This is a genomic window from Simiduia sp. (assembly GCF_058345725.1).
The window spans coordinates 12,380-38,692 of the sequence record NZ_JBTUOC010000040.1; the positions used below are offsets into that span (position 1 = coordinate 12,380).

Sequence of the window (26,313 nt, forward strand, 5' to 3'; positions counted from 1 at the left end):
AGGCCAGCGTCTTGGCGGCCGCTCTGGCCGTATACCCTTACAGCCGCCGCTCATGCGGTGCCAAGCGATGAACGCGAATCATCGACAGAGGAGAAATCTATGAAATATCGGATTGAGAAAGACACTCTGGGCGAGGTGCGCGTGCCGGCGGCCCGCTACTGGGGCGCACAAACAGAGCGCAGCCGGCAGAATTTTAACATCGGTCCGCCCGCATCCATGCCACTGGATATCATTTACGGTTACGCGCAGGTCAAAAAGGCAGCCGCCGAGGTGAACGCGGAGATGGGGTTATTAGCCAATCGCAAAGCCGATTTAATCGGTCAGGTGTGCGATGAAATTTTGGCCGGCGAGCTAGACGATGAGTTTCCCTTAGTAATCTGGCAAACGGGCAGCGGCACCCAAACCAATATGAATGTGAACGAGGTAATTGCCAATCGCGGTCAAGTGTTGGCCGGCGGTGCTTTGACCGATGCGTCGAAAATACTGCAGGCGAATGACGACGTGAACAAAAGTCAAAGCAGTAACGACACTTTCCCCACCGCTATGCACATTGCTGCGCACGACGTATGCACCCGAAAATTGTTGCCGAACCTGGCCGACTTACGCAGTGCATTTGCTGAAAAAGTGGATGAATTCTCGGCGGTGGTGAAAATCGGTCGCACCCACTGGATGGATGCCACGCCACTGACATTGGGGCAGGAATTCAGCGCCTATGTGCAGCAATTAACCATGGCCGAGCGCTCACTGCAACAGGCACTGGTTGGCGTGCGCGAATTGGCATTGGGCGGCACGGCCGTGGGCACGGGTCTGAACACCCCGGTGGGATTTGCGCAGATGGTGGCCGAGCGCATTGCAGCGCAAACGGGCCAGCCATTTGTGACTGCGCCCAATAAATTTGAGGCGCTCAGTGCGCACGACGCGCTAGTGGAGTTAAGCGGTGCTTGCAAACGGCTTGCCGTGAGCTTAATGAAAATTGCCAACGATGTACGCGTGCTGGCCAGCGGCCCGCGCTGCGGCATTGGCGAACTGCAGCTGCCCGCTAACGAGCCGGGTTCGTCTATTATGCCGGGCAAGGTCAATCCCACCCAGCCAGAGGCGGTGACCATGGTGGCCGCACAGGTGATGGGCAACGATGTGGCGGTGGGTATTGCCGGCAGCAACGGTCAATTTCAGCTCAATGTGTTTAAACCGGTTATCGCGGCAAATGTTTTGCAAAGTGCGCACCTGTTGGCCGACGCCTGCGCCAGCTTTGCCGCGCATTGCGTGCGCGGTATTCGGGTTAACCAGGCGCAAGTGCAGGCGCATTTAGACAATTCCCTGATGCTGGTGACGGCTCTGAATCCGCACATCGGTTACTATAAGGCCGCAGAAATTGCCAATAAGGCGCACCGCGATGGCAGCAGCCTGCGCCAGGCGGCGTTAAGCCTGGGGTACGTCACCGAGGCGGAGTTTGACGCCTGGGTAGACCCTGCCACTATGACCGGCCACAGCACGGCTCCTAACAAAGCGACTTGATATGAAGATTGACTTGGCGGACATGGCAGTCGCCATTGGACTCACCAACCCCAAAAGCCCCGCGAACGTGGGCGCGGCCATGCGGGCCGCTGGCTGCTATGGCGCCGACGGTGTCTTTTACACCGGCCGGCGCTTTGAGCAGGCCGCAAAATTTCACACCGATACCCAGCAGGCCGCCAGCCGTATCCCCCTGCTGCGGGCAGAGGATTTTGAAGCGGCGCTGCCCGCGGGTATGGCGCGGGTGTGTATCGAACTGGTTGAGGGGGCAGTGGATTTGCCGAGCTTTGTTCACCCGGCGCGCGCGCTCTACATTTTTGGTCCGGAAGACGGCAGCTTAAAACAATCGGTGGTGAACGCCGCCGATGCAGTGGTCTACATTCCCACCCAGGGCTCCATGAACCTGGCGGCCACCGTGAACGTCGTGCTTTACGACCGCCTGGCCAAACAATTGGCCTCGCAAGCCACCGCTAGCGACGACGCGCTCATACGCGCCAGCCGCGATGTCAATAATCGTCTGAGAGTGCCGGAGGCCGCTAAATCCGGTAGCCATAACAGACTTTAGCGGCGCTTTGCGTTAACGTTTGGTCTTCGAACTACGGGGACCGATTCGCGTGCAGATGTCAATTGTCGTTTTCTGGGGACTGGGCTTGCTTTTGCTGGCCCTGACCTTGCTGCCCATGTGGCGCTGCGAACACTGGTCGATTAGAGGCCTAGACTTTCCCAGGCTGCAGCTATTGGCCGTGTCGCTGTGCTACCTGGGGGCAGCGGGGAGTTGGCTGGGCTGGGGGCAGACGGCCTTTGCGGGCCCGCTCGCCTTGGGCTTGGTGTGTTGCGCTGTCCAAGCCTGGTGGATAACCCCCTACACGCCGCTGTTTCCCAAAGAAGTGGCAACTGCCTCGGCGGATTGGCCCTGTATCAGCTTACTCACTTCCAACGTTTTGATGACCAATCGCAACAGTGCGGCACTTATTGAAAAAGTGCAGGCCCTGCGTCCCGATATTTTGGTGACACTGGAAACCGACCAATGGTGGCAGCAGCAATTGGCGTGTTTGCATTCGCACTACCCGCACCGCATAAGTTGTCCGTTGGATAATTTGTACGGCATGCACGTCTATTCTCGGCTGCCGCTGACGGCACCGGCGATACACTTTCGGGTTGAGCCGGGCGTACCCTCGATGCAAGCGCAACTGTCGGTGTCGGGTCGGCGGCTAGACGTATACTTTTTGCACCCTGCGCCGCCCAGTCCCACAGAGAATGCGACTTCGGACGAGCGCGATGCCGAATTAATCCAGGTGGCGAAAGAGGTGGCCCACAGTCCGCACCCGGTGATCGTCACGGGCGACCTGAACGACGTGGCCTGGTCCGCCACCACGCGACTATTTCGAAAAATCAGTGGCCTGCTGGACCCCCGCGTAGGGCGGGGCATGTTTAATACTTTTCACGCTGGCCTGCCCTTTGTGCGCTGGCCTTTGGATCACATTTTTCACAGCCACCACTTTGGTCTGGTATCGATCCAGCGGCTGGAGAGCATTGGGTCGGACCACTTTCCTATCTACACCCAATTGGCCCTGGCGCCCGGCCAGAATAGTGAAGACGATGGGCTGCAGCCAGATGCCGAGGATCGTCGTTGGGCGAGGGAAAAAGTGCGTTAACCGATTTGTGCTTGCCGGTGTTGCCGGGAATACGCATTCTTAAGCTATCGCCACAGTTCACCTCATTACAGGAGTAACTACATGACCGGACAGGTTTCCGTTCAGCAAGCAGACACGCACAGCAAGGCCATGGGCTACTTGCTGTGGATCTTTGGTTTTATGGGCGCGCACCGTTTTTACTATGGCAAGCCGATCACCGGCACGCTCTATTTCTTTACCTTTGGCTTGTTTTTGATTGGCTGGATTGTGGATCTTTTTCTAATTCCGGCCATGGATGCCGAGGCCGACAGCCGCTATCAAGACGGCCATACCAACTACAACCTAACCTGGATATTCCTAACCTTTTTGGGCATTTTTGGTGTGCACCGCTTCTATATGGGCAAGTGGGTCACCGGTATTATCTGGTTCTTTACTTGCGGCCTATTTTTGTTGGGCTATCTCTACGACTTGTGGACATTGAATGAACAAGTCGACGAGGTAAATCGCAATTAACCCTTCACTGCAAACACACAGGTAATCGGCGCGCGCTGCTTGCCTGTGTCAGAAAGACGCGCAATACTCAGTTTTTTCGCCGCCACGGGGCGACTAGCTTGAAACAATCCATACTAGCAGCGCTGCATGAGTTTTGGTGGTTTGGCCTCAAGCAAGCCTATGCCTGCCTGTTTGGCGGATTCTTGTTGTTGGTGATGCTTGTCACCCACTATTGGTACCCTCTCGAGGCCTTGCATCGCTACGATTTTATTTTTCTGTCCGCCATCGGTTTTCAGCTAGTGTTATTGGCCTTGGGGTTGGAAACCTGGCGCGAAGCGGGCGTGATCGTTATTTTTCATTTGCTTGCCACAATCATGGAATTGTTTAAAACTTCGGATGCCATTGGCTCCTGGCACTACCCGGAAGCCTATGTGTTTGGCATTGGCAATGTACCGCTTTTCACGGGGTTTATGTACAGTGCCGTGGGTAGCTACCTCGCTCGGGTGTGGCGTCTCTTCGAGTTTCGCTATCACCGCTATCCCAATCGCACGGCAACGCTGCTATTGGTGACGCTAATTTATATCAATTTCTTTTCGCACCATTTTATCTGGGATTTGCGTTGGCTATTGATTGCGGCGACGGCTGCACTATTTTTTCGCACCACCATCTGTTATCGCGTACTCTCAGAGTACCGACAGATGCCGCTGCTGTTGGGGTGGCTGCTGGTGGCTTTGTTTATTTGGCTGGCGGAAAATATTGCCACTTACGCCAATATCTGGATCTACCCCAATCAACAGGCCCAGTGGCAACTGGTGCCCCTGGCAAAGCTCAGCTCCTGGTATCTGTTGATGCTGTTAAGCTTTGTGTTGGTCTCCTTAATAGCCGGCACCCAGCCAACACCCGCTCAGCCGCGCGCGACAGCGACGAACAGAAACGGCGAATGTAACAAAGGGTAATGCGATGAAGTTTATTTTTGAAATTACGATCAAGCCGGGTTATCGGGCCGAAGATTACGCCAGCGCCTGGCTTAAGGCGAGTCAAATTATTCAGCAGGCGCCCGGCGCCATGGGCACAGAATTACATCGAAAAATCGGCGAGCCCCACAAACTGATCGCCATTGCGCACTGGCGCAGTAAGCGCGAGCGGGATGCCATGGAGGCGCAGCACAATACATCGGTGGCGGATATTATTCGCGCTGCGGCGACGTTTGTGACGGTCAATGTGATTGGCGAATTTGAAGAGCCGGAATGGGTGGTGAAGCCGGGCGCAACAGATTGACGGCAAACTGTTCAGCTCAAGATCACTGGCTGAGCCCTGCGGATTTTGCCGCCCGGCTGGTGGATAACACGCCGTTACATTGTTTTACCTTAGAGCGCACCGTCGCCGTTAAAGCGGGGGTAAAAACAGACAATACCTATTTTAAAGTTTACTATTCGGCCGAGTAAGCGGTGACCAATGAATGCCTGCGCTGCTGATTGGCTGCGGGCACAAAGTCTGAGAGGTGATATGGCGGATTATGTGGCAGGCGTGCACTGGGCGCGCAAACCCGGCGAGGCGTTTGTGGATAACACCTACAGCCGCGCTCACCAATGGCAATTTGACGGCGGCCTGGTCGTGCCCGCGTCGGCATCCCCGCACATTGTGCCACTGCCGTTTTCGGTGGCGGCTAACGTCGATCCGGAAGAGGCGTTTGTGGCGTCGTTATCGAGTTGCCACATGTTATTTTTTCTGTCCATTGCCGCCAAAAAACGCTACTGCGTCGACACCTATCGGGACGAAGCCGTGGGTGTGATGGCGGCGGACGCTCGGGGCAAATTGTGGATGAGCGAGGTGGTGTTGCGTCCGTGCGTGACCTTTAGCGGTGCGCGCCAGCCGGATAACGCAGCGGTGGAAAAGATGCATCACCTGGCGCACGCCGAGTGCTTTATTGCCAATTCGGTGAAAAGCGCCGTACGCACCGAGCCGGTGTTCGACTAGCGGCACCGGCGAGTCACACGGCCAGCACCGCAGGCAGCGGGCGGCCGTGTGTGCCGTTGTTACTGGCCGTCTGCGCCTTCTGCGGGAACCACCTCTTCGGGTGCCTGTTCACCGGCGGCGGGGCTTTCGCCGCCAACCAGATGACACGCCCAGCCCCAGCCCGATTGTTTGTCGGCAAAGGCTTGCGCTTGGGTTTCGCAGTAGCCAGCTTCGTTGTCTGCGCGCCAGAGCGTTTGCGCGTTACCGTCTTTGGTGTAGTGCACTTCGCAGGGCACTGGCTGGCCCGGTGTCTGATAAACCACACTGATTGTTCTTTCCATGCCGCCATTGGTGCATTGGTAGGTTTCTGCCTGGACCAGGGCGCCGGCGCCCAAGGTTAGCAACAGTGCGCAGAATTGCGTTTTCATGTGGAACTCCCGTAGTTGAGTGTGGTTGCAAGCTTAGGGTCAATTGGTGAGGCTCGCCAGCGCTTGGCGCATATTCTCGTAGCCCAGCTGCCGGTAGGCATCGAAGTGTTGCTCGTTGTAAAACTGATTGGCCGTGCTGTCGTTGGGAAAGCTGGGGTCTAGGCGACTAAAACTTGTGAGCTGTGTGCTGCTCCCGGCGGTGAGTAGGCTTTTGACATACAGCAAAGTGCCGGTCTTACCCGAGGCGTAGCGAATCTGTCCTGTGGCAAAGCTGCGTTGGTGCAGGCCGTTTTCCACCGCGCAAAGTGGGGCGGTGTCGATCGCAATCTGGCAACCAAAATCGGCTTCGGCACGCTGAATGAGCAAGCCTAAATCCGATAAACTGGTGCTGGGATCGGCGCCGGCGTCGCCGGCAATAATCACCGGCAGCTCGCGCCTCAGCAATTCGTATACGCCCAGGTTTTCGAAGTGGCCACCGTCGGTTAGATGAATATTGCGCGCTGTTTCACTGAGCCCAATGCCGAGCATTTCCCGCACAATTAACCAGTAGGGCATGCGGTTCCAGCGCTGATTGCCCACCTTGGGTGCGCGGGTCCAGAAACCCAGCCGAAAGTTCAGCAGCGCCATTAAGAAGCTGAGCCCGGCATTGGCAGTTTGGGCAGTGTCTGGGTCTACTGCCGCGCCCGAGGTGGTCATGGCCTCGCCGAGGGTCAAGCGACCCGACTGAAAGTGCGTGGTCTCGGCAAAGCCCGTGGCCGGCGAGCCACAATGCAGGGGCGTTAAGGTAAAACTGGCGCCTAAGCGCGCGCGCCACAGCGTATTGGTGGAGCTTTTGGTGCTAAGGGTGGTGTTGATCAGTGGCAGTGGCGCGCCCGTCGCCGGCGTCAGGGATGCCAGCAGAGTGTCGTTTTGGCGCGCAGGTGTGTTGGCCACGGGCATGAAAAATGCGTTGCACAATTGCGCCAAGTAATAGCTGTGCATGGAGCTGCGATTAATCGAAGCGAGTAGTAATAAAACCACCGCCATAGTCAGCCACAGAGCGAAGCCCTGGGTTTCTACAATACCCACATGAAACACTAGGTGGTAAGCGCCGGCCGCCAAGCCAAACAGCAGCAGCGCGATACCCACCAGCGCCAGGCGCGGTTGATTTTTGGCGCGCGTGAGGGTGGCGACACCACCTAAGAATGGCACCACATAATTCAGGTGTTTGGTCCAGCCGCCGACGAGTTCCGCCTCGGCCATGGCCACCAGTGCATCGCCCAACTGCGCCGCCAGCGGCAAGCTGCCAACTAAGCCCAGGACAATACTGGCGGCGAGCAGCTGGCCCATGCGCCGGCGCGGGCGAAAGCGATGATGCGCTGTGTGCTGTCGCCACAGCGCCATGGCGGGGATGCAAAGTAGGTAGCCAGCAAAGCAGGCTGCCGACAAGAGTAGCGCCACTAAATAGCCCACATGGCCTTCGATACTTTCAGCGCCCGGTAGATGCCAGTGGTTGGGCCAGTGCAGCTGCGCGTGCGGTAGGCCGGCCAGCCAAACCACCGTGAGTAGCAAGGGCATGAGCACCAAGAGATTAAACAGCGTACTGGCCAGTAGCGCAGACAGGAGTGTGGCGCTGCTCACGGATTTGCCGTCGATTAAAAATTTGCCGTGCGCGCGCAACCAATCCATAACGCTGCCCTCGCCTGCAGGCTGTTCAAACAGGCCCGCATTGTCGGGGCTGTTGGCGCGGTGCTTTAACCATTGAAAGCAGCTGCCAATGTAGCCGCCGCCCGACACGGTGGACAGATAGTCCACCTGCGACAACTTCTGGGTGGCCGCCAGCGCCTGCAATACCCCTAAGTGAAAGCAGGCTGAGCGAATGCCGCCGCCGGAAAAGGCCACGCCCAACACCGGTTGCTCCGCTGGGGTGCCGGCGCGCTGCCGACGCTCGGTTATCCACGCCTGCTCGGCAGCCTGTACCTGTTGGAAGGTGTGCGTTTCGCTCATCCTTGGTAGCTCGCCAGACAGCTAGTGCCGGGCTGAAATTGGTAGCCCTCGGGGTTATCGCGATGAATTTTCAAGTACTCGATCAGTGCCATGCGCTCGTCGTGAGTTAACAGCGGGCCAATGGTGCCTTTGGGCAGGGGGTTGGCTTTGTAGTCGGCGCGGTAGGCGGCCCATTGCTCGGGCGATGCGGTAAAACCGTGACCGGTGTTGTGGTTGCCGCTGAGGCGCGTGTCAAACCACAGGCCGTCCTTCTCGCGACCGGCAGCTGGGGTTGAAACATAGCCGAGATGCACGGGGTCATAGTCTCGGCGGCCCACAAAGAAGCGTTGATCGCGCTCTTCGGGCGGCATTAGCATTTGATAAATGCTGGGCACGGAACCATTGTGCAGGTAGGGTGGCGTGGCCCATACGCCGGCCAGCGGACGAGGTTTATAGCCCGCAATTTGCTGGGGCAGGTCGAGGGTGCCAAAGCCTTCCAGACACTGAATTTGGTCGGCGCTCAACTGGTTGTCTTCGTAGTAGCGTGCCTTAATCAGCAGACCCACCAAATTCAAGCCGACACCCTCGGTGAGTTTGGCAGGGTCCAGCGCGCTGAGATTATCGGCTACCGATTGGCGACCGTAGTCCATATCCCACCAGAGTGCATTGATCTGGCACTGATAGCTGCAGGCCAGCTGGCGGTAGGGCTTGTAGTTGGCGTTAACCTTTTTACTGGGTTGCAGATTGTGCGCATTGAGCGCCGCGCGTATGGCGTCGAAGGGCGCATTGCTCAGGCCATTTTCGCCCAGCTCATCGGGGTTGGGGTATTGCGCGATCAGCGCGGCAAACGCGGCTTGCACCTCGGGCGTCGATTGCTCGGCGCTGGCGATGGCGCGCAGGCGGGCCAACACATCGCGCGCTATCTGCTTGTCGAACAAGGGCGTGAATACCGTTTTAATGGTGTCCCTGTCGATCCCGGTGGGGGTGAGGTCGTAGGTTTTGTCGATAAATCCGCGCGCGGCATTGGCGTCGGTGCCAATGTGATCCAGGTCGATAACTTCAATCAGCCACTGATCTTCGGTGCGGGTTTTTAGCGGCGCTTCTGCAAGCATGCGCGCTTCGCTGGCGCGGTGCGGGCCGTGGCATTCGACGCAGTGGTTTTGAAACAGGGTTTTACCTTGTTCGGCCAGCGTGGCGTCCACTTCGCCAAATATTTCGCTGGGCCACTCTGGTTCCAGCAGCGTTTGCAACGTGTGCTCAATTTTTTCGATATCGGGAATACGCACGGAACTGCGGAAGCGATCGGCCGCCGGCAGCGGTGCGCCCTCGGGGGTGATTAAGGGAATCACCGCACCAACACCCAGGGCTTCGCCGATATTGCGCGCGAGGGGTTGTGCCACCGAGCCGTTGTACTGCACCCAGTTGAATTTCCAGATGTTCCACAAATAGGGATAGCTCACCGGCGCTGCCGAGACCTGCATGTTCGATTCAATCAGGTGATCGCCAAACAGTGTGTTGGCAATGCGGCCCAGGGCGTCGGTGCGGCCGTAACCTTCGCGAGTGGGGTAAAGGTGTTTCAATGGATTGTTTTGCTTAATGGATAAAAATGCCCCCAGCGATTTACCCAATTGTTGCTTGAGTAAATCGCGATCGCCGCCCTGTGCCAACACCTTGTTGGCAAAGCGATCAAACTTGACGGGATTGGCCCAGGTTTCGATCAGTGCGGTGATCAAGGTGGGGCCAAAGGTGCCGCGGTTTAGATCGGTGAAGGCGTGCATAGCCTGACCGCCATCTACGCGCACGGCGTAATTGATATCGCCTTTCTTGTAGTGCAGCTCACCGGTGTGGCAGGCCGCGCAGGTGATGTCTAACACCTCTTCGCCGATGTCTGCATTGAAGTGCTTGGTAAAACCCACGGGCAAGTGGTCGGGATTTTTGGCGCTGGGTTTTGGGTCCACCAAAAACTTAAAGCGGCGCATATTGCCGGGCGCGGCAAAGCGCTCGGTGGATCGGGGCATTTCCAGATTCACAAACCAGCTGTAGCGCAGCGCACCCAAGTTGGCGCCCTGGGGCACCGAGGTGCCCTGGGGCGTGTAGTAATAAATGTCGCGCTCGGCGGCGGACCAGTTTTGGTTTAGGTAGACAGTTTGATCGGTGAACTCCTCGCCCGGCTGAATTGCTTTGGAGGTTTCAACGAAGTACACGAAAGCCATCACCACCAGGGCGCTGAGCGTGACCAATGTGCCCAGTACCCAGCGCAGCCAACGCAGGCCAATTAGCTTTTTTATCCAATTTATCATTGTGTGTTCCTTGCCAAATGTCATGGAAGCCAGCGCGGCTTACAGGGTTTTCAGGTATTCGATTAAGGCGTGTTTTTCAGCGGTTGCCAGCTGAGTGCCGAACGCATGGCCGGCGTTGCTGTTGCCCGGCAATCGGGTATCAAACTGGAAAATCTGTGCCGGGTCGAGCGACTGCTGGCTTAAGCCCACCGCCGTTGGATCGAATTCCACTTTGCCGACCACAAAGGTGGCGGGCCGTTGATCGGGTGGGCTCAACATGGCCTCTAAGGTCGGCACCGATCCATTGTGCAGGTAGGGAGCCGAGGCCCAAATACCGGACAGCGGTCGGGCTTTGTAGTAGTGCGGATTGTCGTTCAGGGCGGCCTTGTCCACTTTGTGGGTGCTGAGTGCGGCCTGCCAAGTCGATGCCAGCGGGTGGTCGAGCAAAGCACCCACGGCCGCGTGAGCCACCAGTTGGATCGTGGGTGCGGTTTCGCCAATCACTGGGCCCGCCGCAAACAACACCTTTTTGCCGGCAAAGGCGCCCGACTGTGCCGTGGCGCCAGTGAAATTGCGGGCCATGGTGGGGTCTGTGCCAATGGTCGCCAGGTCCACGGGCGTGCTTTTTAGCATGCGCTTGGGGTCATTGCGGTCGGACAATTGATGACAGCTCAGGCAGTGTTGTTGGTACAGGGACTTACCCTGTTGGGCCAAGGGGGTATCGATAGCGCCAAGTATTGTCTCTGGCCATTGCGGTGCTGTGATCTGGTACCACTGATCTTGAATCGGGCCGAGGTTGCTAATTTCGACGCTGGATTTGTAGCCCAGACCGAAATCATTGTGTGCGATATCCAGGTGGCCGAAGACCGCCAGTGCGGTGGTGGCGTTCTGGATCAGTGGACCTGGGCCGGCGTTGGGCGCCGAGGCATTCCACTGCACTAAGTCCAAGTGCGAGGCGTCCCACAACACTGGGTAGCTCACCGGCGCGTTAGGGTCTTGGCGGTTGGCTTCAATCCCTAAAAAATCCACCGCGACGGCGTTAAAAATCTGCCCGAAGGCGTCCAGCCGGCCGTAGCCATAGTGACTGTCGGTACGGTTGGTGTGTTGGCGTTGTTTGAGTGTGTCTAACCACGCAGCCATCGACTGCGTCAGGGCGTCTTCGGCCGGCGCTTGGGCGCCGAGGCGGGCGCGAAAGCGCGCAAATTTTTCGGGCGCGGCGAGCGTGCTCGCCAGGGCCTGAATGGCGGCTTCTTCAAAGGCTTGAAAATCGATCAGGGCCGCGCCGCCGTCGATGTGGATGCGCTGCCCTTGATAATGAATCAAGCCAGAGTGACAGGCTGAACAGCCCAGCCCTAGCCAGCGGTGGTTGTCGCGCTCGGCCGATACCGTGAGGCCGATGGCCAGGTTATCTGGGTTGGCCTCCGACGCGCCGGGTACGGCGAAGCCAAACGACTCGAGGTATGCGGGGGTATTAAACAGTTGTGGCTGGTCGGCTTGCTCCAGTGCTAAAAACCAACTGTGGGGCATCACGCGAGAGCCAAAGGAAGTAAACCAGGCGCTGTTGCGTGTGTCGTCATCCCAATTTTGATCCAGCAAGAGTAATCCACTGGGCGTTGAGTTGTGTTGCGGTTCGGCGGATTGATCGCAGCCGATGAGTGTGATGCTTGCACAGGCAATGCCTAAGCCAAGTGCGCCCCAAGTTGGTATGGTCACTGATGTGTCCTTGTTGTTTTATGTATCCAGCGCGTTTTTTACCATATTTATCGGTTTGATGCCCCTGCGAGGTTTAATCCTCGGCGGGCTTTTATGTTTCACTGGCGAGTTTAACTTGGCACAATAACTAAAATTACAAAACTGGCACCGGGTTCACCCGTTGCATTAGGCGCCAATTGGGCCAAACAAGAATAACAAAATGCAGTGGTTCAGGCAGCAAGCGGGGCAAAGGCTATGCAGTGGATGATGACGGGGTTGCGTTGGTTGGGGTTGTGGGGGTGTTTGTGTTGGTGTGCTGGCATGCAGGCTGCGGAATCCATTCGCGTCTACGATCAAATGCCAAACTTGTCGCTCACTCAATCCATGGCGTTGTTGGAGGACCCAGAAGCTTCGTTGACGTTGACGGATGTGTTGGGTGACGCCGCTTCGAGGTTTTCCCAATGGCAAGCTCCGGCAGCGAACTTTGGTTTTTCTGGCAGTGCCTACTGGGCCAAGCTCAGGTTGCGCAACGAGCAAAGCAGTGCGACCGAGGTTTTGATCCGCCAGGATTATCCCCTAATCGACTACCTGGACTTTTGGTTTCAAGATAAAAACGGTGTCTGGCGTGCGGTGGCCACCGGCGATAGACGCAACTTTACCAGCCGGCCTATCGGTGTGCGCGACTTTGTTTTTCCGCTGCAAGTCCCGGCCCACAGCGAACAAACGGTGTATTTGCGCTTTAAATCGGGCGGGCCCATTAATATTGGCCTGAGTATCGCCAGTCAGGCCAATGCGCTGGCGCGCGTTAGTGGTGAGCAACTGTTGTTTGGCGCCTACTACGGCGGCTTCCTGGTCTTGGTTATCTATAACCTGATTTTGTTTCTGGCGGTGAAAGACCGAGTGTACGTGTATTACATGGTCTATGTGGTGAGCTATGGGTTGTATATGTCAGTACACAACGGCCTGGCGTTTCAATACATCTGGCCCGGTAGCCCCTGGCTGGCGAACCAGAGTTTGCTGATATTGTTGGGGATTTCGCTACTGTTCGGGTTGCAGTTTTCGCGCGAGGTGAATGGCAGCACCCGGCTCGCACCCAAGACGGATCGCTTGGCGGTGATCCTGCAGGTGGCAAGCGGGGCCTTGTTATTGGTAACGCCGTTTTTAGATTACCAGCATTTAATTCTGGCCTACTCGCTACAAACCATCTTTGTGTGTAGCTGCATACTCGTATTGGGCAGTGTCTGCTGGCTGCGCGGCTCGGTTCCCGCGCGCTACTTTATGGCCGCCTGGCTGCTCTTTATGGTGTCGGTGTTAATCTACATGGTTAAACAGTTCGGCTTTCTGCCGCACAACTTCTTTACCCAAAACAGCTTTCAGATGGGCTCATTGCTGGAAATGGTGCTGCTTTCCTTGGCGCTGGGGGCGCGGGTGAATGAAATGCAAAAGCTGGGTTACTCCGACGCCCTCACTGGCCTGGCCAACCGTCGCCATTTCGATGAAATGCTGCCCCGCGAACTGGCCAACGCCGAGCGCACCGGCGCGCCGCTAACGCTGATGATTCTGGATATCGACCACTTTAAACGTATTAACGACGAGCACGGACACGCGCGCGGCGATCAAGTTATCGAGGCCATTGGACGATTGCTACGTAAAAACGTACGGCGCCCAAGCTTTGCCAGCCGCTACGGCGGCGAAGAGTTTGCCGTGCTACTGCCCCACACGAATGTATCGCAGGCCATGGCGCTGGCGGAGCGCTTGCGGATGTTGGTGCAAACTGAGATGCCGAGTGGATTGCCAGTGACGGCCAGTTTGGGTTTAGCCTGCTGCGAAGGGGGGTTGTTAAGGGCGCAGGGAGCGCTGTTTGAAGCGGCGGATTCGGCGTTATACCAGGCAAAGTCCGAAGGGCGTAATCGCGTCCAGTGTTATCAATTACCCGAGGCGACCCGGCGAGAAGTAGAAGCGGCGAAAGCCTAATGCCTGAAAAAGTGGCGGCGCGGCTGCGTCGCCACAATTTTGCAATTTACTTGCCCTTTTTACCGGCGGCAGGCTTGGCAGGTGTCGCGACCTTACCGGTTGCTTTTTCTGGCTTGTTGGGCACCTTGGAAACAGCAGATGGAGCCGCTTTGTTGCCACTTGGGGTTTTAGCCATTTCAATCTCCTAGAAAGGCTGGAGGGGTGCCTGCCCTGAGCGGGCCAGCTTGACCCTCGGTTACCAACTCGATGTTGGCTACTTAAATATATGCCTAATTTTACGGCGCGCAAGTGGCTGTAAAAAATATTTTTCAATGCAGACGCAAGGTTGTTATTTGGGTTCTAGGCTGAGTGCAAATGCCTTGCTGAGTTCTATCCAGGCGGCCAGTTGTTGCTCCGAGTCGACCCCGGCGGCGGCGATGTATACCATGCCCCTGAGTGGCTTGCCGGTAAAATCCATTTGTCTGACATAGGGGATTTTCAAACAAGCTTCGTATTTTTCTGGGCCTACGCGCGCCATTAATTCTTCACCCACTACGCCACAACACATATTGCCGTTTAACATCATCGCCAAGCCGCCAAACATGTGCTTTTCGTGGTAGTTGTCGTGGTGATTCAAATGGCTTCTAACGCGTTCGGCCAGCGCTTCACTGTAGGCCATAGGTGTGCTTCCTCATTGATTGGACTGCCAGGGGTAATCCATTTGGCGCGCCGTTTGGATGGCGAGCGCCGGGTTTGCCAGGCGGGCGATCAGGTGCAGGCTCGCGTCTATACCTGCCGACACGCCGGCAGTGGTTAGGGTGTGCTGGTGATCGATAAACCGGTGTTCGGGTTGCACGCTAAGTGCGGGAAACTGTTCGGCAAGCAGGGGTGCGTCTTCCCAGTGGGTGGTCGCGCTCAACCCCTGTAGCAAGTCGGCGTCTGCCAATAGAAATGCACCGTTACAAATACTTGCCATAATTGCCGTGCTGGCCCGCCGGTTTTTAAGCCACGCGAGCAGTTCTGGGTTGTCGCGCGGGCCGTCAACCACGCCGCCGGGCAGTATGAGTAGCTGCACTTCAGGCAGGTTGGCGCGCGTGCAGTCGGCCTGCACAACGAGACCGGCGCGGCTGCGCACGGATAGCTGTTGGTCACTGAAGGTGATCACGTTAAAGGGGGCCTGTAGCTGTTGCCGTTCGCACAATCGGTTGGCAGTGGTAAACACCTCCTGCGGGCCGGCAAAGTCCAGCAGTTCAACCTCGTCAAACAAAAAGATACCCACATTCAATGCGGGCGATGTTTGTATGAAATTTTTCACGCTTCGTCCTTGATCCAAATATTAGTGTTAACTACGGGGCCTGCTCGATAGCTGTTTATATACTGTCGGCAGTGCAGACTGGTTTGATAAGGCGAGCGTTGCACCCGTGCAATTCGTTTAGTGTGTCGGGCTAACCCGCTTTTCAGTCTTTTCAATCTGCGTGTCAATCTACGAGGTCTAGTCAGGTCGTCAGCGCGTAATGCCGTACAGGCAATCTGCCTCAATAGGTGATCCATATCATGCAAGTGAACTAACGCTTGGCTGTTGCGAATGGTTGCGAGCCCCTGCCTTCGCAACCAACCAGCAAAAAAATTCATCAATATTTCTCGACGGCGCAAGCGCACTTGCAATAGTTAACGCACGATTAAAACGTGTGGGCGATACCGATGTAAAAGGGCTATAAACACCGGCATCCGCGCCACACAACGATTAAAGTTTAGCACAGGCTGGCCAAGTCAACCGACAGAGTGCTGCACGATCGAAGAGCGTGACCAGAGAGAGGCTTTGGGTACGAAACGGTGGGTATTTACTCGTCTCGGATTGTCTACTCTGCTATTAGGGCGATTAACTGTTGCGATGAGGGATTTATCACAGCATTTGGGTGTGGGTACATGGATAATACAGGCGACTGAATCAGCACCTAAATCCAAGCGATAAGTTGACCCTTAAGGCAGGTGAAAGGTCGCGGGCGTAAAACCTTGTGAACGCAAGGCGCCGCCGGTCACTGGTGCATAACGAGGTGAAACTATGAGCTTACAAACCTTTGGGCCCTATCTAAATAAAGGTTTTTTAATAACTGCATTGGCGACGTCAGGACTCTTGGCGGCTTGTGGCGGTTCATCGAGCAGCGACGATACCGCCACACTGAATCTTTCCATTGTGGACGGCCCGGTTGATGCTGCCGATGCGGTGGTGATTGCCTTTACCGAACTTGAATTAAAGCCCGCCGGAGGGCCGAGTCGCGTGATAACGCTGGACGACACGGCCACCATTAATCTGCTCGACTACCAGGGTGAGGTGAGTGCACCCTTGGTGCGAAACCTAGCGCTGGACGCCGGCGATTACAACTGGGTGCGTTTGGCTGTGGATGCCGCGGCCACCTATATTGAAATTGACGGTGCGCAATACCCGCTGGAAATTCCGAGTGCGGCGCAGACAGGTCTGAAATTAAATCAGGGCTTTACGCTGGCGGCCGGTGGAGTATCGAATTTCACGCTGGAATTTGATTTGCGCAAATCAGTTCACCAGGAAGGCACCGGCGATTATAAATTACGCCCCAGGCTGCGCATGGTGAACAACCTGGAGGTGGGCACGGTATTGGGCAGGGTGGATCGCGCGCTAATTGAAGATGCGGCCTGTGAAAATAATGGCGACAATAACGACATGGGCAATGTGGTTTATGTGTTTGAGGGCGCCGATGTCACCCCTGTCGATATTCGAGGCGCCGCCACTGATCCGATCACCTCGGCAACGGTGGTGTACGAGCAAAGCAGTGACAGCTTTATATTTACCGTGGGCTTTTTGGCTGCCGGTGACTACACCTTGGCGTTTACCTGTGACAGCCTGATCGACGATCCGACGGCAGCCGATGAGCTATTTTTTGGCGCCGCGATTGATGCCACTGTTACGGCCGGTAATACCACTCCGGTGATTTTGCAGTAGGTCCTTCAGCAAATAAAATCGGCCTCCGGGCCGATTTTTTGCGCACTAATCCGCACTTAATTCCCAAGCAAGTCGCGGGAAATAATGAGCTTCATGATTTCATTGGTGCCGGCGTAAATTTTTTGCACACGCGCATCGGCCCAGGCGCGCGCCACCGGATACTCCCACATGTACCCATAGCCACCGTGCAGCTGCAAACACTCGTCGGCCACTTTACATTGCAGCTCGGTGGCCAGCAGTTTGGCCTTGGCGGCCGTGGGTACGTCCAGTTTTTGTTCGACGTGCAGTGCCAGGCAATGGTCGATAAACACCCGCATGGCGGTCAGTTCGGCGCTGAGTTGCGCCAGCACAAATTGGGTATTTTGAAATGCGGCAATGGGTTTTCCAAAGGCGCTGCGCTCTTTGACGTAGTTAACCGTGTGATCAAGCACGGCCTCGGCGGCGCTCGTTCCGCCGATGGCCACCGACAATCGCTCCTGGGGTAATTCTTGCATCAGATAGACAAAACCCTGCCCCTCTGCGCCCAGCAGATTCTCTTTAGGAACTTTGACATCCTGAAAAAACAGCTCGGAGGTGTCTTGCGCTTTCATGCCGATTTTTTCGAGATTTTGGCCCTTGCTAAAGCCTGGGCTATTCGATTCCACCAGCAATAAGCTGGTGCCGGCGGCGCCGGCATTGGGATCGGTTTTGGCCACCACAATAACAAGGTCGGCGAGTTGGCCGTTGGTAATAAACGTTTTGGCGCCGTTGAGCAGGTAGTGATCGCCCTGCAACACAGCGGTGGTTTTAACGCTTTGCAAATCGGAGCCGGTGCCCGGTTCGGTCATGGCGATGGCGGTGATTAGGTCGCCGCTGATACAACCGGGCAGGTATTTTTGTTTGAGTGTGTCGCTGCCGTAATTGTAAATGTAGGGCACGGCGATGTCTGAGTGCAGTCCCCAACCAATACCCGATAGACCGAGGCGGGCCACCTCTTCGTCGATGATGGCGTTGTAGCGAAAGTCCAGACCCAGGCCACCGTCGGCCTCTGGGATGGTTGCCCCCAGGTAACCTTGGGCGCCGGCTTTGCGCCAGAGTTCGCGGTCGACACAGCCGTCTTTTTCCCATTGGCTGTGAAAGGGTTGGGCCTCTGATTCTAAAAATTTTCTAACGCTGTCGCGAAATTGTTCGTGTTCGGATTGGTACACGGTTCTGGGTATCACGGTGAGCTCCTGGTTAGCTGAACAACGTATTATTGTGGGCGGCGTCGAGTAAATTGGCGGGCGCTTCAAAGCGTTCGCCGTAGCGCTCGGCCAGTGTCTGTGCGCGGCTCAAAAATTCACTGGGGCCGGTTTGATTAACAAACTGTACGGTGCCGCCGGTCCAGGCCGGATAGCCAATGCCAAATACTGCGCCGATATTGGCGTCGCCCGTGTTTTTCACGACGCCCTCTTGCAAGCAGCGCAGGGTTTCCAGCGCCATGATGTAGAGCAGGCGATCTTTGACATCCTGCAAATTGGCAGAGGGGTCATTGGCGGGAAAGTGGTCGGCCAGACCGGGCCAGAGCGCTTTCTTGCCGTGCTCTGGGTAATCGTAAAAGCCTGCGCCCGCCGCTTTACCCAGGCGCCCGGCCTCGAGCATACGATCCAATACGGCGTCACCCGGGTGCTGTGGGTAGGGCGTATTGTCTAAGGCTAAATCCTGTTGGGTTTGGCGGCGCACCTTGTCCAGTAAGGTCAGGCTCACCTCGTCGATAACCGCCAGCGGCCCCACCGGGAAGCCGGCCAGAAATGCGGCGTTTTCTATCACTGCCGCGGGTACGCCCTCGGCTAACAGGGCCATGCCTTCGTAGGTGAAAGTGCCAAAAACCCGCGAGGTATAAAAGCCTCTGCTGTCGTTTACTACGATGGGCGTTTTACGAATTTGCTGCACGAAATCGTAGGCGCGCGCTATGGCTTCGTCACTGGTGTTTGCGCCGCGAATAATTTCGACCAGCGGCATTTTTTCCACCGGTGAGAAAAAATGCAGGCCCAGGAATTTTTCGGCGCAATGCACGGATTCAGCCAGGCCAGTGATGGGCAAAGTTGACGTATTACTAGCGACTAACAGGTCTGGGTGCAGGTGCGCGCCCAGTTCGCGCAGGGCGGCGGCTTTTACGTCGCGGTTTTCAAACACCGCCTCAATGATCAGCTCGCAGCCGGTGAGGTCTTCGGCCAGGCTGGTGGAGTGAATGCGCGCCAGCACCGCGTCGGCTTCGGCCTCTGTAAGCCGGCCTTGAGCCTGTTTTTTTTCCAGCAGGGCACTGGTGAAAGCTTTGCCTTTGCCCGCAGTGGTGTTGTCCACGTCTTTAAGCACGACGTCTATACCGTGGATTGCGCATTGGTAGGCGATACCCGCGCCCATCATGCCGGCGCCCAATATGCCGACCTTTTTGATGGGCGCCGCGCGCTCGAGTTCCGGCCGGCTTTTGCCGGCTTTAATAGCGTTGAGTTGGAACCAAAAGGTATTGATTAAATTTTTGCAGATTTGTCCGCGCGCCAGCTCGACGATGTAGCGCGATTCAATGCGCGTGGCGGTGTCGAAATCCACCTGAGCGCCCTCCACGGCGCAGGCCAGAATTTTTTCCGGTGCGGGCAGGCAGCCGTGCGTTTTGGCGCGCACCATGGCCGGCACTATGGGCAGGGTGCGTGCCAGCGCCGGTTGCGACGGGGTGCCGCCCGGCAATTTGTAGCCCTTTTCATCCCAGGGTTGGCGCGCCTCGGGATGGGTGGCCGCCCAGGCCTCGGCGCGGGCGATCAGGCCGGTTTCATCGTCGGCCAGCTCGTGAATCAGCCCCGCCTTTAAGGCGCGCTCGGGCGTGAGCTGCTTACCTTCGGTAAGTAACGGCAGCGCCGCCTGTAATCCCAGTAGGCGCACAGTGCGGGTAACACCGCCGGCGCCCGGCAGCAGGCCCAGGGTGACTTCGGGCAAGCCCAGCTTCACCGAGGGGTTGTTGAGTGCCACGCGGTGGTGTGCGAACAAACACATTTCCCATCCGCCTCCGAGGGCTGCGCCATTGATGGCGGCAACCACCGGCTTGCCCGCCGTTTCCAGTTGGCGCATGCAGCGCTTGAGTGTTTCGACCATGTCGAAAAATGCCTGGGCGTTGTCGTCGTCAACCTGGCTTAAGGCGGTTAGATCGCCGCCCGCAAAAAAAGTCGCTTTTGCCGAGCGAATGACGAGGCCGCGCCAATCGCTGTCGAACAGTGCGGTGGTGGCGGCGACAAAATCCTCGGTGAACTTTTGGTCCATGAGATTGGCGCTGGCATCGGGGCGATCCAGCACAAAGTGGTGAATGCCGTTGTCGTGTTTGATGAGTTGCACGCTGGTATTTGTCATGTGTGTCTCCTACACCCGCTCGATCACGGTGGCGATGCCCATGCCGCCGCCCACGCACAAGGTAATTAAGCCAAATTGTTGATCGCGCGCTTCCAGTTCATCCAACAAGGTGCCGGTGAGCATGGCGCCGGTGGCGCCGAGTGGGTGGCCCATGGCAATGGCGCCGCCATTGACGTTGATTTTTTCCGGTGCCACCTTCAGCTCGCGGGCAAAGCGCAGCACCACCGAGGCAAAGGCCTCGTTCACTTCGAACAGGTCGATGTCATCCACGGTCAGCCCGGCAATGGCCAGGGCTTTGCGCGCCGCCGGCGCAGGGCCCGTGAGCATGATGGTGGGGTCGGTGCCCACCAGCGCGGTGGCGCGCACCTTCGCGCGGGCGGTCAGCCCCCACTGGCTGGCCGCATTTTGACTGCCAATCAGCACCAGGGCGGCGCCGTCCACAATGCCCGAGGAGTTGCCGGGGGTGTGCAGGTGTTGAATCTGCTCCACCTCCGGGTACTTGGAGCGGGCGACGCCGTCAAAGCCCATGGCACCGATATCGGCAAAGGAGGGTTTAAGTGCGCCCAGACTCTCGAGCGAGGCATCTGGGCGCAGGGTTTCGTCCTGCGCCAATATCTCAAAGCCGTTGGCGTCGCGCACGGGTATGACCGAGCGGTTGAAGGCGCCCCTGGCCCAGGCGGCCGCGGCCTTGTGGTGCGAGTGCATGGCAAAGCTGTCCAAGTCTGTGCGCGAGAAGCCCGCCAGGGTGGCAATGAGATCGGCACCGATTCCCTGGGGCATAAAGCCGGTTTGCGCGTTGGTGGCCGGATCTAATGCCCAGGCGCCGCCGTCGCTGCCCATGGGTACCCGCGACATGGATTCGACGCCGCCGGCCACAATTAAGTGCTCCCAGCCGGAGCGCACTTTCTGGGCGGCCATGTTGACGGCTTCTAAGCCCGAGGCGCAAAAGCGGTTGAGCGTGACGCCCGCCACGTCGTCGTGCCAGCCGGCCGTCAGCGCCGCAGTTTTGGCGATATCTGCGCCCTGGTCGCCAATGGCAGTTACGCAGCCCAGCACTATGTCGTCCACCTGATCGGTGGGAAAGCTGCCGTTGCGGCGGTGCAGTGCCTGCAACAGCTGGGTGACGAGTGTGATGGGTTTGACTTCGTAGAGTGCGCCGCTGGCCTTGCCGCGCCCGCGGGGTGTGCGCAGTGCGTCGAAAATAAAGGCTTCCGATGTCATGGGGATTCCCTGCTGTGTGGGTGATGAATCAACTATAGGCCAGGGGGCTATTGCAATTTAATGATCCTAAGTGACAATGCCACTGATCAGATGGCTAAGGGATGTCACCCAGCGCAGGAACAGGAGTCATTGCGTGGTTCGATTATTGTTGATGGGAGTGGTGTGGGGCCTGTGCGCTTGTACGCCCACCCGCGTGGCTGAATTCGGCTTGCGGTTGTTTGTGGATTGCGACGAGGCCGGCTACGAGGGCTCAACCATTCGCGACGAAGATTGGCAGCGTCGACACGACGGCGGCAAGGCAATGTGCAACCGCATAGTGGAGTCCACGGCGGCCACACTGGCGGGCGAGGCGTAGCGGCAGCTCGTAATGACGATTGATTGCTCTGGCGGGCGTAGCCCCGCCGTACTGCAGATGGATTGGCCGTGCTGCCGCTAATTACCCACCCGGCCTACAGTTACGACTTTCCCGCGCGGCACCGCTTTCCCATGCAAAAATTTAGCTTGCTGCACGACTACTTGCGCGCGCGCGGGCTGGCGACGGAAAGCAATACGCTGCGCCCGGGTCGCTGTCGGCCAGGGCTTTTGGCGCTGGCCCACGACGATGACTACGTGGCGCGTTTTATAAGTGGCCAGCTCTCGCGGCAAGAGGAGCGGCGGATGGGTTTGCCCTGGAGCGAGGGGCTGGTGCGCCGCACTTGCATTTCGCCCGCGGGTACGCTGCTGGCGGCGCACTACGCCTTGAAATACGGTATTGCCTGTCATCTGGCCGGCGGCACCCACCACGCGCATAGGGATTTCGCCTCCGGCTTTTGTATTTTTAACGATCTGGCGATTGCCGCGTTAGCCGTGCTGGCGCACACTCGCGTACAGCGGGTGCTGATCTTCGATGTGGATGTGCACCAAGGCGATGGCACGGCGCGTATTTTGGCCGAGGAGCCGCGCGTGTTTACCTGCTCGGTGCACTGCGAAAAAAACTTCCCCGCGCGCAAGGCGCACAGTGATTTGGATATTAACCTGCCGGTGGGCATGGGCGACGAGGCCTACCTCAGCGTGGTGGAACACACCTTTGCGCGCTTGCTACGCGAGTTTCAACCCGAGCTGGTGCTCTATGACGCAGGCGTGGATGTCTATGCCAACGACCCCTTGGGATTGTTGAACATTTCCGAATCGGCCATCGCCGCGCGCGATGCACAGGTATTGCAAATGGCGCGGGCGGCGGGGGTGCCGGTGGCGACGGTGATCGGCGGTGGCTACGACCGCGATCAGCGCGCGCTGGCCCGACGCCACGCGCTTTGCGTCGAACAGGCCGCTCGGGTGCACGGGCTGTTATAATCGCGCTTTTGCGAAGTATTTCTATGTCTGTATTAGCCGCCCTGCAGGCGCGCAGCGACTGTTGCGAGTTGTGTAAATCCACCGATCAACTGGCTGCGGTCGAAGTGGGGCCAGAGGCCAACGCCAACTCCGATCGCCAGCTGTTGGCCTGTACTGTGTGTCGCGCGCAATTGAGCGGCGAATCGCCGCTGGACGAAAATCACTGGCGCTGCCTGAACGACAGCATGTGGAGTCAGGTGCCCGCGGTCCAGGTGCAAGCCTGGCGTCAACTCAAGCAACTGGCCGCCGATGTGCATTGGGCGCAAGAGTTGTTGGACATGCTGTATCTCGCGCCGGAACTGGAAACCTGGGCCAAGGCATTGGGGGCCGAGCAGAACCTGGTGCACACAGATTGCCACGGCAATGTATTGAGCGCCGGCGATAGCGTCACACTCATTAAAGACCTGCCGGTTAAAGGCGCTAATTTCACAGCCAAGCGCGGCACGGCGGTGCGCAGTATTGCGCTGGTGCCCGACAATGCGCAACACATAGAGGGCAAAGTGGAAGGCCAGCGGATCGTGATTTTGACCCAGTATGTGAAAAAGAATTAAGCACTCTTAAAGCCTCCCAGTGCGATCGACCATAAAAAAACCGGGTTAGGCCCGGCTTTTTTGGTGCGCTGGCATTATGCCCGGCGGGGTCGGCGCGCCAGGAGCAGCATTAATGCGCCGATCAACATCAGCAGGGCGCTGTTGGGTTCGGGCAAGACGGTTTTAATTTTTGAGGCGTACAGGTTGACGTGCGACAGGCCACCACCTCTATTAAATTTATTGATAAAACTCCAACTGCCAGCGCTCACACCCTTAGCGATTTCAAACACAAACCACTCGTCTGGCTGGTTGCCGGTGCCAAATTTAAAACCCAGTGCGGCGTTGTCGTAGTGATTCCAAAAGTCGCTGTCGAAACCCCAGGTGCCGGTGCTGGACTTATTGGCGCCCGGTGTTTGGCTAAACACAATGGCAAAGGGATCGAAGGGGTCGTTGAGCACGCCCGCATCGTCTTTGCTTTTTAATACCCAATTGACCGGCGTGGACAGTAAAAATTTGTCCGTGCCCGGGTTGCCGCTGATATTGCCGGTGCCTGCGCCAAGGCAGCTGAGTGCGTAGGCGCTGTCCATCTTCATGTGATTTTTGGTGGTGTCGGCACAATTGATGGCGGTGGCACTGGCGTGGGCTGCCGCTAGCCATAACACACAAGCGACGAAGGTGTTTCTCATTTCAGGTTAAACCTCGAAATTGGCGAAAAAAATAGGGGGTGCGGTTGGGCCGACTGGGCGTTGCGCGTATTGCCTGAGCAATCCGAATCGGAAGCCGACGCAGTGGACAAGCAACACCTGTGCCGCTTGAAAAATATCTCTACCATTCAATGCGTTAGTGCTTTTTGGTTGCTGCGCTTGCAGCGGGCTTGTCAAATTTATCGACGGTTTAGCTGCCCGCAGCTAGCGCGTCCTGGGCGCGCGCCACATTGTCTTGCAGGTGGTGGGGGTTGAGGGTGCCTACAATGGCGCTGGTAACGCCGGGGGTGTTGAGTACAAAGTCCATGCTGGCTTGTACCGGATTGGCTTCTGCGCCGGTGCGCGCGTCGGTCTGACACAGGTGGCCGCTGGCCAGCGCCTTTTTGATAAACACGCCCTTGTGGTGCTGGGCGCAGTAGTCGATGACGGGGCGCTCGTCGCGCTCGCGCAGGTTGTAGGTAACCATCACGCCGTCGGCCTGTTGCGCGGCTAAGAGCCCGCCCGCCACGGTTTTGGTGGACATGCCAAAGGCGCGGATTTTGCCCTGGCGTTTTAACTCCGCTAATTGCTCGAGCGCGCCCTGCTGTTCAATGATGTGGCAATCGTCGCCGTTGGAGTGCACTAACACTATGTCGATCACCTCGGTGCGCAGCCGCTGCAAGCTGCGCTCGACGCTGGCGCGGGTGTGTGCGGCGCTGAAGTCAAAATGGGAGGCGCCGTCGACAAATTCTTCACCGACCTTTGAGCAAATCACCCAGTGGTCGCGCTGACCTTTGAGCAGTTCACCCAGGCGGGTTTCACTGGTGCCGTAGGCGGGCGCTGTGTCGATCAAATTGATACCCAGTTCGCGCGCGCGATGAATCAGCGCCAGGGCCTCGGCATCGGAGGGCAATTCAAAATGGTGCGGGTATTTTACGCCTTGATTGCGGCCGAGTTTAACGGTGCCAAGGCCCAGGGGGCTAACGTGAATGCCGGTGTTGCCAAAGGGGCGCTGAATCATCAGTGGGTCTCGGGAGTCTGGTTAAAAGCGATGTCCCAGGGCGTGTGTGCCAGGGGCGCGGGCGGTAAGAAGCTCGCATCGGTAGCGGCGTGGCTGGGGGTAATTTGGTCGTCCGCTAACAGCGACAACATGCTGTTGGCCATGTTGGGTGCCAGCGTTAATTTGGTGGGCCAGCCCACAAGAATGTGGCAAGCCGCACCGTCGGCGCGCTGAGCGCGGGCGGCAAAGGCCTGATCGGGGCGGGCAAAATTGCGCTGTCGGGGTTCGGCGCGCGCCACTGGCAGGGTGGCCCACTGGGCGCTGGAAAAGTCGAGCCAGGGCATGAGCGCGGCCAGTTCTTTTTGCGCGCAGGCAATGAGCTCGGCCGGTGTCTGTTGGGCGCCCTGCTCCGCCAGGCTGCCGCCCAAATACCAGACGATATCGCCATCGCGCGCCGGGTGGCTGGAAATGGTCAGGCGCGGCGTTTTATCGGCGCCCAGGCAGTGGCCAAAAAATCCATAGCCCAGTTTGTGTTTTACCATGACCTGCTGCAATGGTCGCAATTGCATGGCCGGCTGCTCGCATCCGCACTCGGCCAGCAGCGCCTCGTTGCCGCGTCCGGCGGTGAAAATTATTTTTTTCGCGTGCAGCCTGTGCCGCTGATGGCCCACTGTTGTGCACAGGCTTATGCCATCGGACGTTTGTTCAATGCGGCTGTGTTGCCAGTTAATCGTGCGGGCGCGATCGCCTAAATTGCGTGCCAGCGTGGCTACCACGCTGGGCACATCCAACACTAAATCCACCAGCTTATAGAGATCGAAGGTGCGACCGGCGGCGGCCAGCAGCGGCGGATAGTCGGCGGGTTTTAGGTGGTCCACGCGCCCGCGCAGAGCTTTGCTGGCAAAAAAGGTGGTGATGCGCGAGGTGACGCTGGGGCTGGCCCACATGTAAAAGTGCTCGCTCAGTACCCGCGCACCGCGCAGGTCTACATCGCCCAGGCCCTTCAGACAGGCGGCCCAGTGGGCGGGCATGTCGGCGATGGCTTCACTGGCACCGGTGAGCGCGCCCGATAAGGCGTATTTTACACCGCCGTGAATCATGCCCTGGGACGCCAGCGACTGGTGATCGCCCAGGCCCGACTGCTCCAGTAGTAACAGGTTGTAGCCCGCCGATTGCAGACGATTTGCCAGCCACAGGCCGGCGATGCCACCGCCGATGATGAGCGTGTCGAAATAGTGGTGCTGTTCGGACATAACCGGGCTC

General features: G+C 57.7%; 25 protein-coding genes. 12 read left to right on the top strand and 13 right to left on the bottom strand.

Annotated features, from left to right (window positions below; translation table 11 throughout):
• Window positions 1–99 precede the first annotated feature (99 nt).
• The 7 genes from fumC (at window position 100) to ACW8F6_RS09655 (ending at window position 5,615) form a co-directional block, all read left to right on the top strand.
• Entirely contained in the window at window positions 100–1,515 is a 1,416-nt protein-coding gene (gene fumC / locus ACW8F6_RS09625; RefSeq protein WP_491575650.1) for a class II fumarate hydratase, read from the top strand.
• Between the two features lies 1 nt (window position 1,516).
• Window positions 1,517–2,077: an RNA methyltransferase gene (locus ACW8F6_RS09630; RefSeq protein WP_491575651.1), complete on the top strand. Its 561-nt coding sequence runs from the start codon at window positions 1,517–1,519 to the stop codon at window positions 2,075–2,077.
• A gap of 55 nt (window positions 2,078–2,132) precedes the next feature.
• Window positions 2,133–3,167 (top strand): endonuclease/exonuclease/phosphatase family protein, encoded by a 1,035-nt coding sequence (locus ACW8F6_RS09635; protein WP_491575652.1) that lies wholly within the window; start codon window positions 2,133–2,135, stop codon window positions 3,165–3,167.
• Between the two features lie 129 nt (window positions 3,168–3,296).
• The gene (locus ACW8F6_RS09640; protein ID WP_491575687.1) at window positions 3,297–3,659 is read left to right on the top strand and encodes a TM2 domain-containing protein; all 363 of its coding nucleotides are present in this window, start codon (window positions 3,297–3,299) and stop codon (window positions 3,657–3,659) included.
• Window positions 3,660–3,757: 98 nt separating this feature from the next.
• Window positions 3,758–4,594, top strand: coding sequence for a DUF817 domain-containing protein (locus tag ACW8F6_RS09645; protein WP_491575653.1), 837 nt, complete (start codon window positions 3,758–3,760; stop codon window positions 4,592–4,594).
• A gap of 4 nt (window positions 4,595–4,598) precedes the next feature.
• Window positions 4,599–4,916, top strand: coding sequence for an antibiotic biosynthesis monooxygenase family protein (locus ACW8F6_RS09650; RefSeq protein ID WP_491575654.1), 318 nt, complete (start codon window positions 4,599–4,601; stop codon window positions 4,914–4,916).
• A gap of 228 nt (window positions 4,917–5,144) precedes the next feature.
• The gene (locus tag ACW8F6_RS09655; protein WP_491575655.1) at window positions 5,145–5,615 is read left to right on the top strand and encodes an OsmC family protein; all 471 of its coding nucleotides are present in this window, start codon (window positions 5,145–5,147) and stop codon (window positions 5,613–5,615) included.
• A 59-nt stretch (window positions 5,616–5,674) separates the two neighbouring features.
• Here the strand turns inward: ACW8F6_RS09655 and ACW8F6_RS09660 are convergent, their stop codons facing one another.
• From ACW8F6_RS09660 to ACW8F6_RS09675, 4 genes are read right to left on the bottom strand one after another with little or no spacing between them, the layout of a single operon-like run.
• On the bottom strand, window positions 5,675–6,022 hold the full coding sequence (locus ACW8F6_RS09660) for a hypothetical protein (RefSeq protein ID WP_491575656.1): 348 nt from the start codon (window positions 6,020–6,022) through the stop codon (window positions 5,675–5,677).
• Window positions 6,023–6,061: 39 nt separating this feature from the next.
• Window positions 6,062–8,008, bottom strand: coding sequence for a patatin-like phospholipase family protein (locus ACW8F6_RS09665; RefSeq protein ID WP_491575657.1), 1,947 nt, complete (start codon window positions 8,006–8,008; stop codon window positions 6,062–6,064).
• The gene (locus tag ACW8F6_RS09670) at window positions 8,005–10,287 is read right to left on the bottom strand and encodes a di-heme-cytochrome C peroxidase (protein WP_491575658.1); all 2,283 of its coding nucleotides are present in this window, start codon (window positions 10,285–10,287) and stop codon (window positions 8,005–8,007) included. Before ACW8F6_RS09670 ends, ACW8F6_RS09665 begins: the two co-directional genes overlap by 4 nt.
• 39 nt (window positions 10,288–10,326) lie before the next feature.
• Window positions 10,327–11,979: a di-heme-cytochrome C peroxidase gene (locus tag ACW8F6_RS09675; protein WP_491575659.1), complete on the bottom strand. Its 1,653-nt coding sequence runs from the start codon at window positions 11,977–11,979 to the stop codon at window positions 10,327–10,329.
• A 234-nt stretch (window positions 11,980–12,213) separates the two neighbouring features.
• Here ACW8F6_RS09675 and ACW8F6_RS09680 point away from each other — a divergent pair, with 234 nt between their 5' ends.
• Window positions 12,214–13,932 carry a diguanylate cyclase gene (locus tag ACW8F6_RS09680; protein WP_491575660.1) on the top strand — a complete coding sequence of 573 codons (1,719 nt, stop codon included), beginning with the start codon at window positions 12,214–12,216 and terminating at the stop codon, window positions 13,930–13,932.
• A 46-nt stretch (window positions 13,933–13,978) separates the two neighbouring features.
• Here ACW8F6_RS09680 and ACW8F6_RS09685 read toward each other — a convergent pair whose 3' ends face one another.
• From ACW8F6_RS09685 to ACW8F6_RS09695, 3 genes are all read right to left on the bottom strand, one after another.
• Window positions 13,979–14,107, bottom strand: coding sequence for a hypothetical protein (locus tag ACW8F6_RS09685; RefSeq protein WP_491575661.1), 129 nt, complete (start codon window positions 14,105–14,107; stop codon window positions 13,979–13,981).
• 153 nt (window positions 14,108–14,260) lie between these two features.
• Window positions 14,261–14,590, bottom strand: a complete 330-nt coding sequence (locus ACW8F6_RS09690; protein ID WP_491575662.1) for a TfoX/Sxy family protein — start codon at window positions 14,588–14,590, stop codon at window positions 14,261–14,263.
• 12 nt (window positions 14,591–14,602) lie between these two features.
• Entirely contained in the window at window positions 14,603–15,226 is a 624-nt protein-coding gene (locus tag ACW8F6_RS09695; protein ID WP_491575663.1) for a DJ-1/PfpI family protein, read from the bottom strand.
• Between the two features lie 747 nt (window positions 15,227–15,973).
• Between ACW8F6_RS09695 and ACW8F6_RS09700 the strand changes: the two genes are divergently transcribed.
• Entirely contained in the window at window positions 15,974–16,888 is a 915-nt protein-coding gene (locus ACW8F6_RS09700) for a DUF4382 domain-containing protein (protein WP_491575664.1), read from the top strand.
• A 56-nt stretch (window positions 16,889–16,944) separates the two neighbouring features.
• Here ACW8F6_RS09700 and ACW8F6_RS09705 read toward each other — a convergent pair whose 3' ends face one another.
• From ACW8F6_RS09705 to ACW8F6_RS09715, 3 genes are read right to left on the bottom strand one after another with little or no spacing between them, the layout of a single operon-like run.
• Entirely contained in the window at window positions 16,945–18,090 is a 1,146-nt protein-coding gene (locus tag ACW8F6_RS09705; protein ID WP_491575665.1) for an acyl-CoA dehydrogenase family protein, read from the bottom strand.
• A gap of 13 nt (window positions 18,091–18,103) precedes the next feature.
• Entirely contained in the window at window positions 18,104–20,245 is a 2,142-nt protein-coding gene (locus ACW8F6_RS09710; protein WP_491575666.1) for a 3-hydroxyacyl-CoA dehydrogenase NAD-binding domain-containing protein, read from the bottom strand.
• A 9-nt stretch (window positions 20,246–20,254) separates the two neighbouring features.
• Window positions 20,255–21,466 carry an acetyl-CoA C-acetyltransferase gene (locus ACW8F6_RS09715; protein ID WP_491575667.1) on the bottom strand — a complete coding sequence of 404 codons (1,212 nt, stop codon included), beginning with the start codon at window positions 21,464–21,466 and terminating at the stop codon, window positions 20,255–20,257.
• Between the two features lie 133 nt (window positions 21,467–21,599).
• Here ACW8F6_RS09715 and ACW8F6_RS09720 point away from each other — a divergent pair, with 133 nt between their 5' ends.
• The 3 genes from ACW8F6_RS09720 (at window position 21,600) to ACW8F6_RS09730 (ending at window position 23,388) form a co-directional block, all read left to right on the top strand.
• On the top strand, window positions 21,600–21,821 hold the full coding sequence (locus ACW8F6_RS09720) for a hypothetical protein (RefSeq protein WP_491575668.1): 222 nt from the start codon (window positions 21,600–21,602) through the stop codon (window positions 21,819–21,821).
• A 68-nt stretch (window positions 21,822–21,889) separates the two neighbouring features.
• A complete protein-coding gene (locus tag ACW8F6_RS09725; protein ID WP_491575669.1) occupies window positions 21,890–22,798 on the top strand; it encodes a histone deacetylase family protein in 909 nt (302 codons plus the stop codon).
• A gap of 23 nt (window positions 22,799–22,821) precedes the next feature.
• On the top strand, window positions 22,822–23,388 hold the full coding sequence (locus ACW8F6_RS09730) for a PhnA domain-containing protein (protein WP_491575670.1): 567 nt from the start codon (window positions 22,822–22,824) through the stop codon (window positions 23,386–23,388).
• A 74-nt stretch (window positions 23,389–23,462) separates the two neighbouring features.
• Here ACW8F6_RS09730 and ACW8F6_RS09735 read toward each other — a convergent pair whose 3' ends face one another.
• The 3 genes from ACW8F6_RS09735 to ACW8F6_RS09745 all read right to left on the bottom strand — a co-directional run bounded on the left by ACW8F6_RS09735 (window position 23,463) and on the right by ACW8F6_RS09745 (window position 26,303).
• The gene (locus ACW8F6_RS09735) at window positions 23,463–24,053 is read right to left on the bottom strand and encodes a PEP-CTERM sorting domain-containing protein (protein WP_491575671.1); all 591 of its coding nucleotides are present in this window, start codon (window positions 24,051–24,053) and stop codon (window positions 23,463–23,465) included.
• Between the two features lie 208 nt (window positions 24,054–24,261).
• The gene (locus tag ACW8F6_RS09740) at window positions 24,262–25,071 is read right to left on the bottom strand and encodes an aldo/keto reductase (protein WP_491575672.1); all 810 of its coding nucleotides are present in this window, start codon (window positions 25,069–25,071) and stop codon (window positions 24,262–24,264) included.
• Window positions 25,071–26,303, bottom strand: coding sequence for an FAD-dependent oxidoreductase (locus tag ACW8F6_RS09745; protein WP_491575673.1), 1,233 nt, complete (start codon window positions 26,301–26,303; stop codon window positions 25,071–25,073). Before ACW8F6_RS09745 ends, ACW8F6_RS09740 begins: the two co-directional genes overlap by 1 nt.
• Window positions 26,304–26,313: the final 10 nt, after the last annotated feature.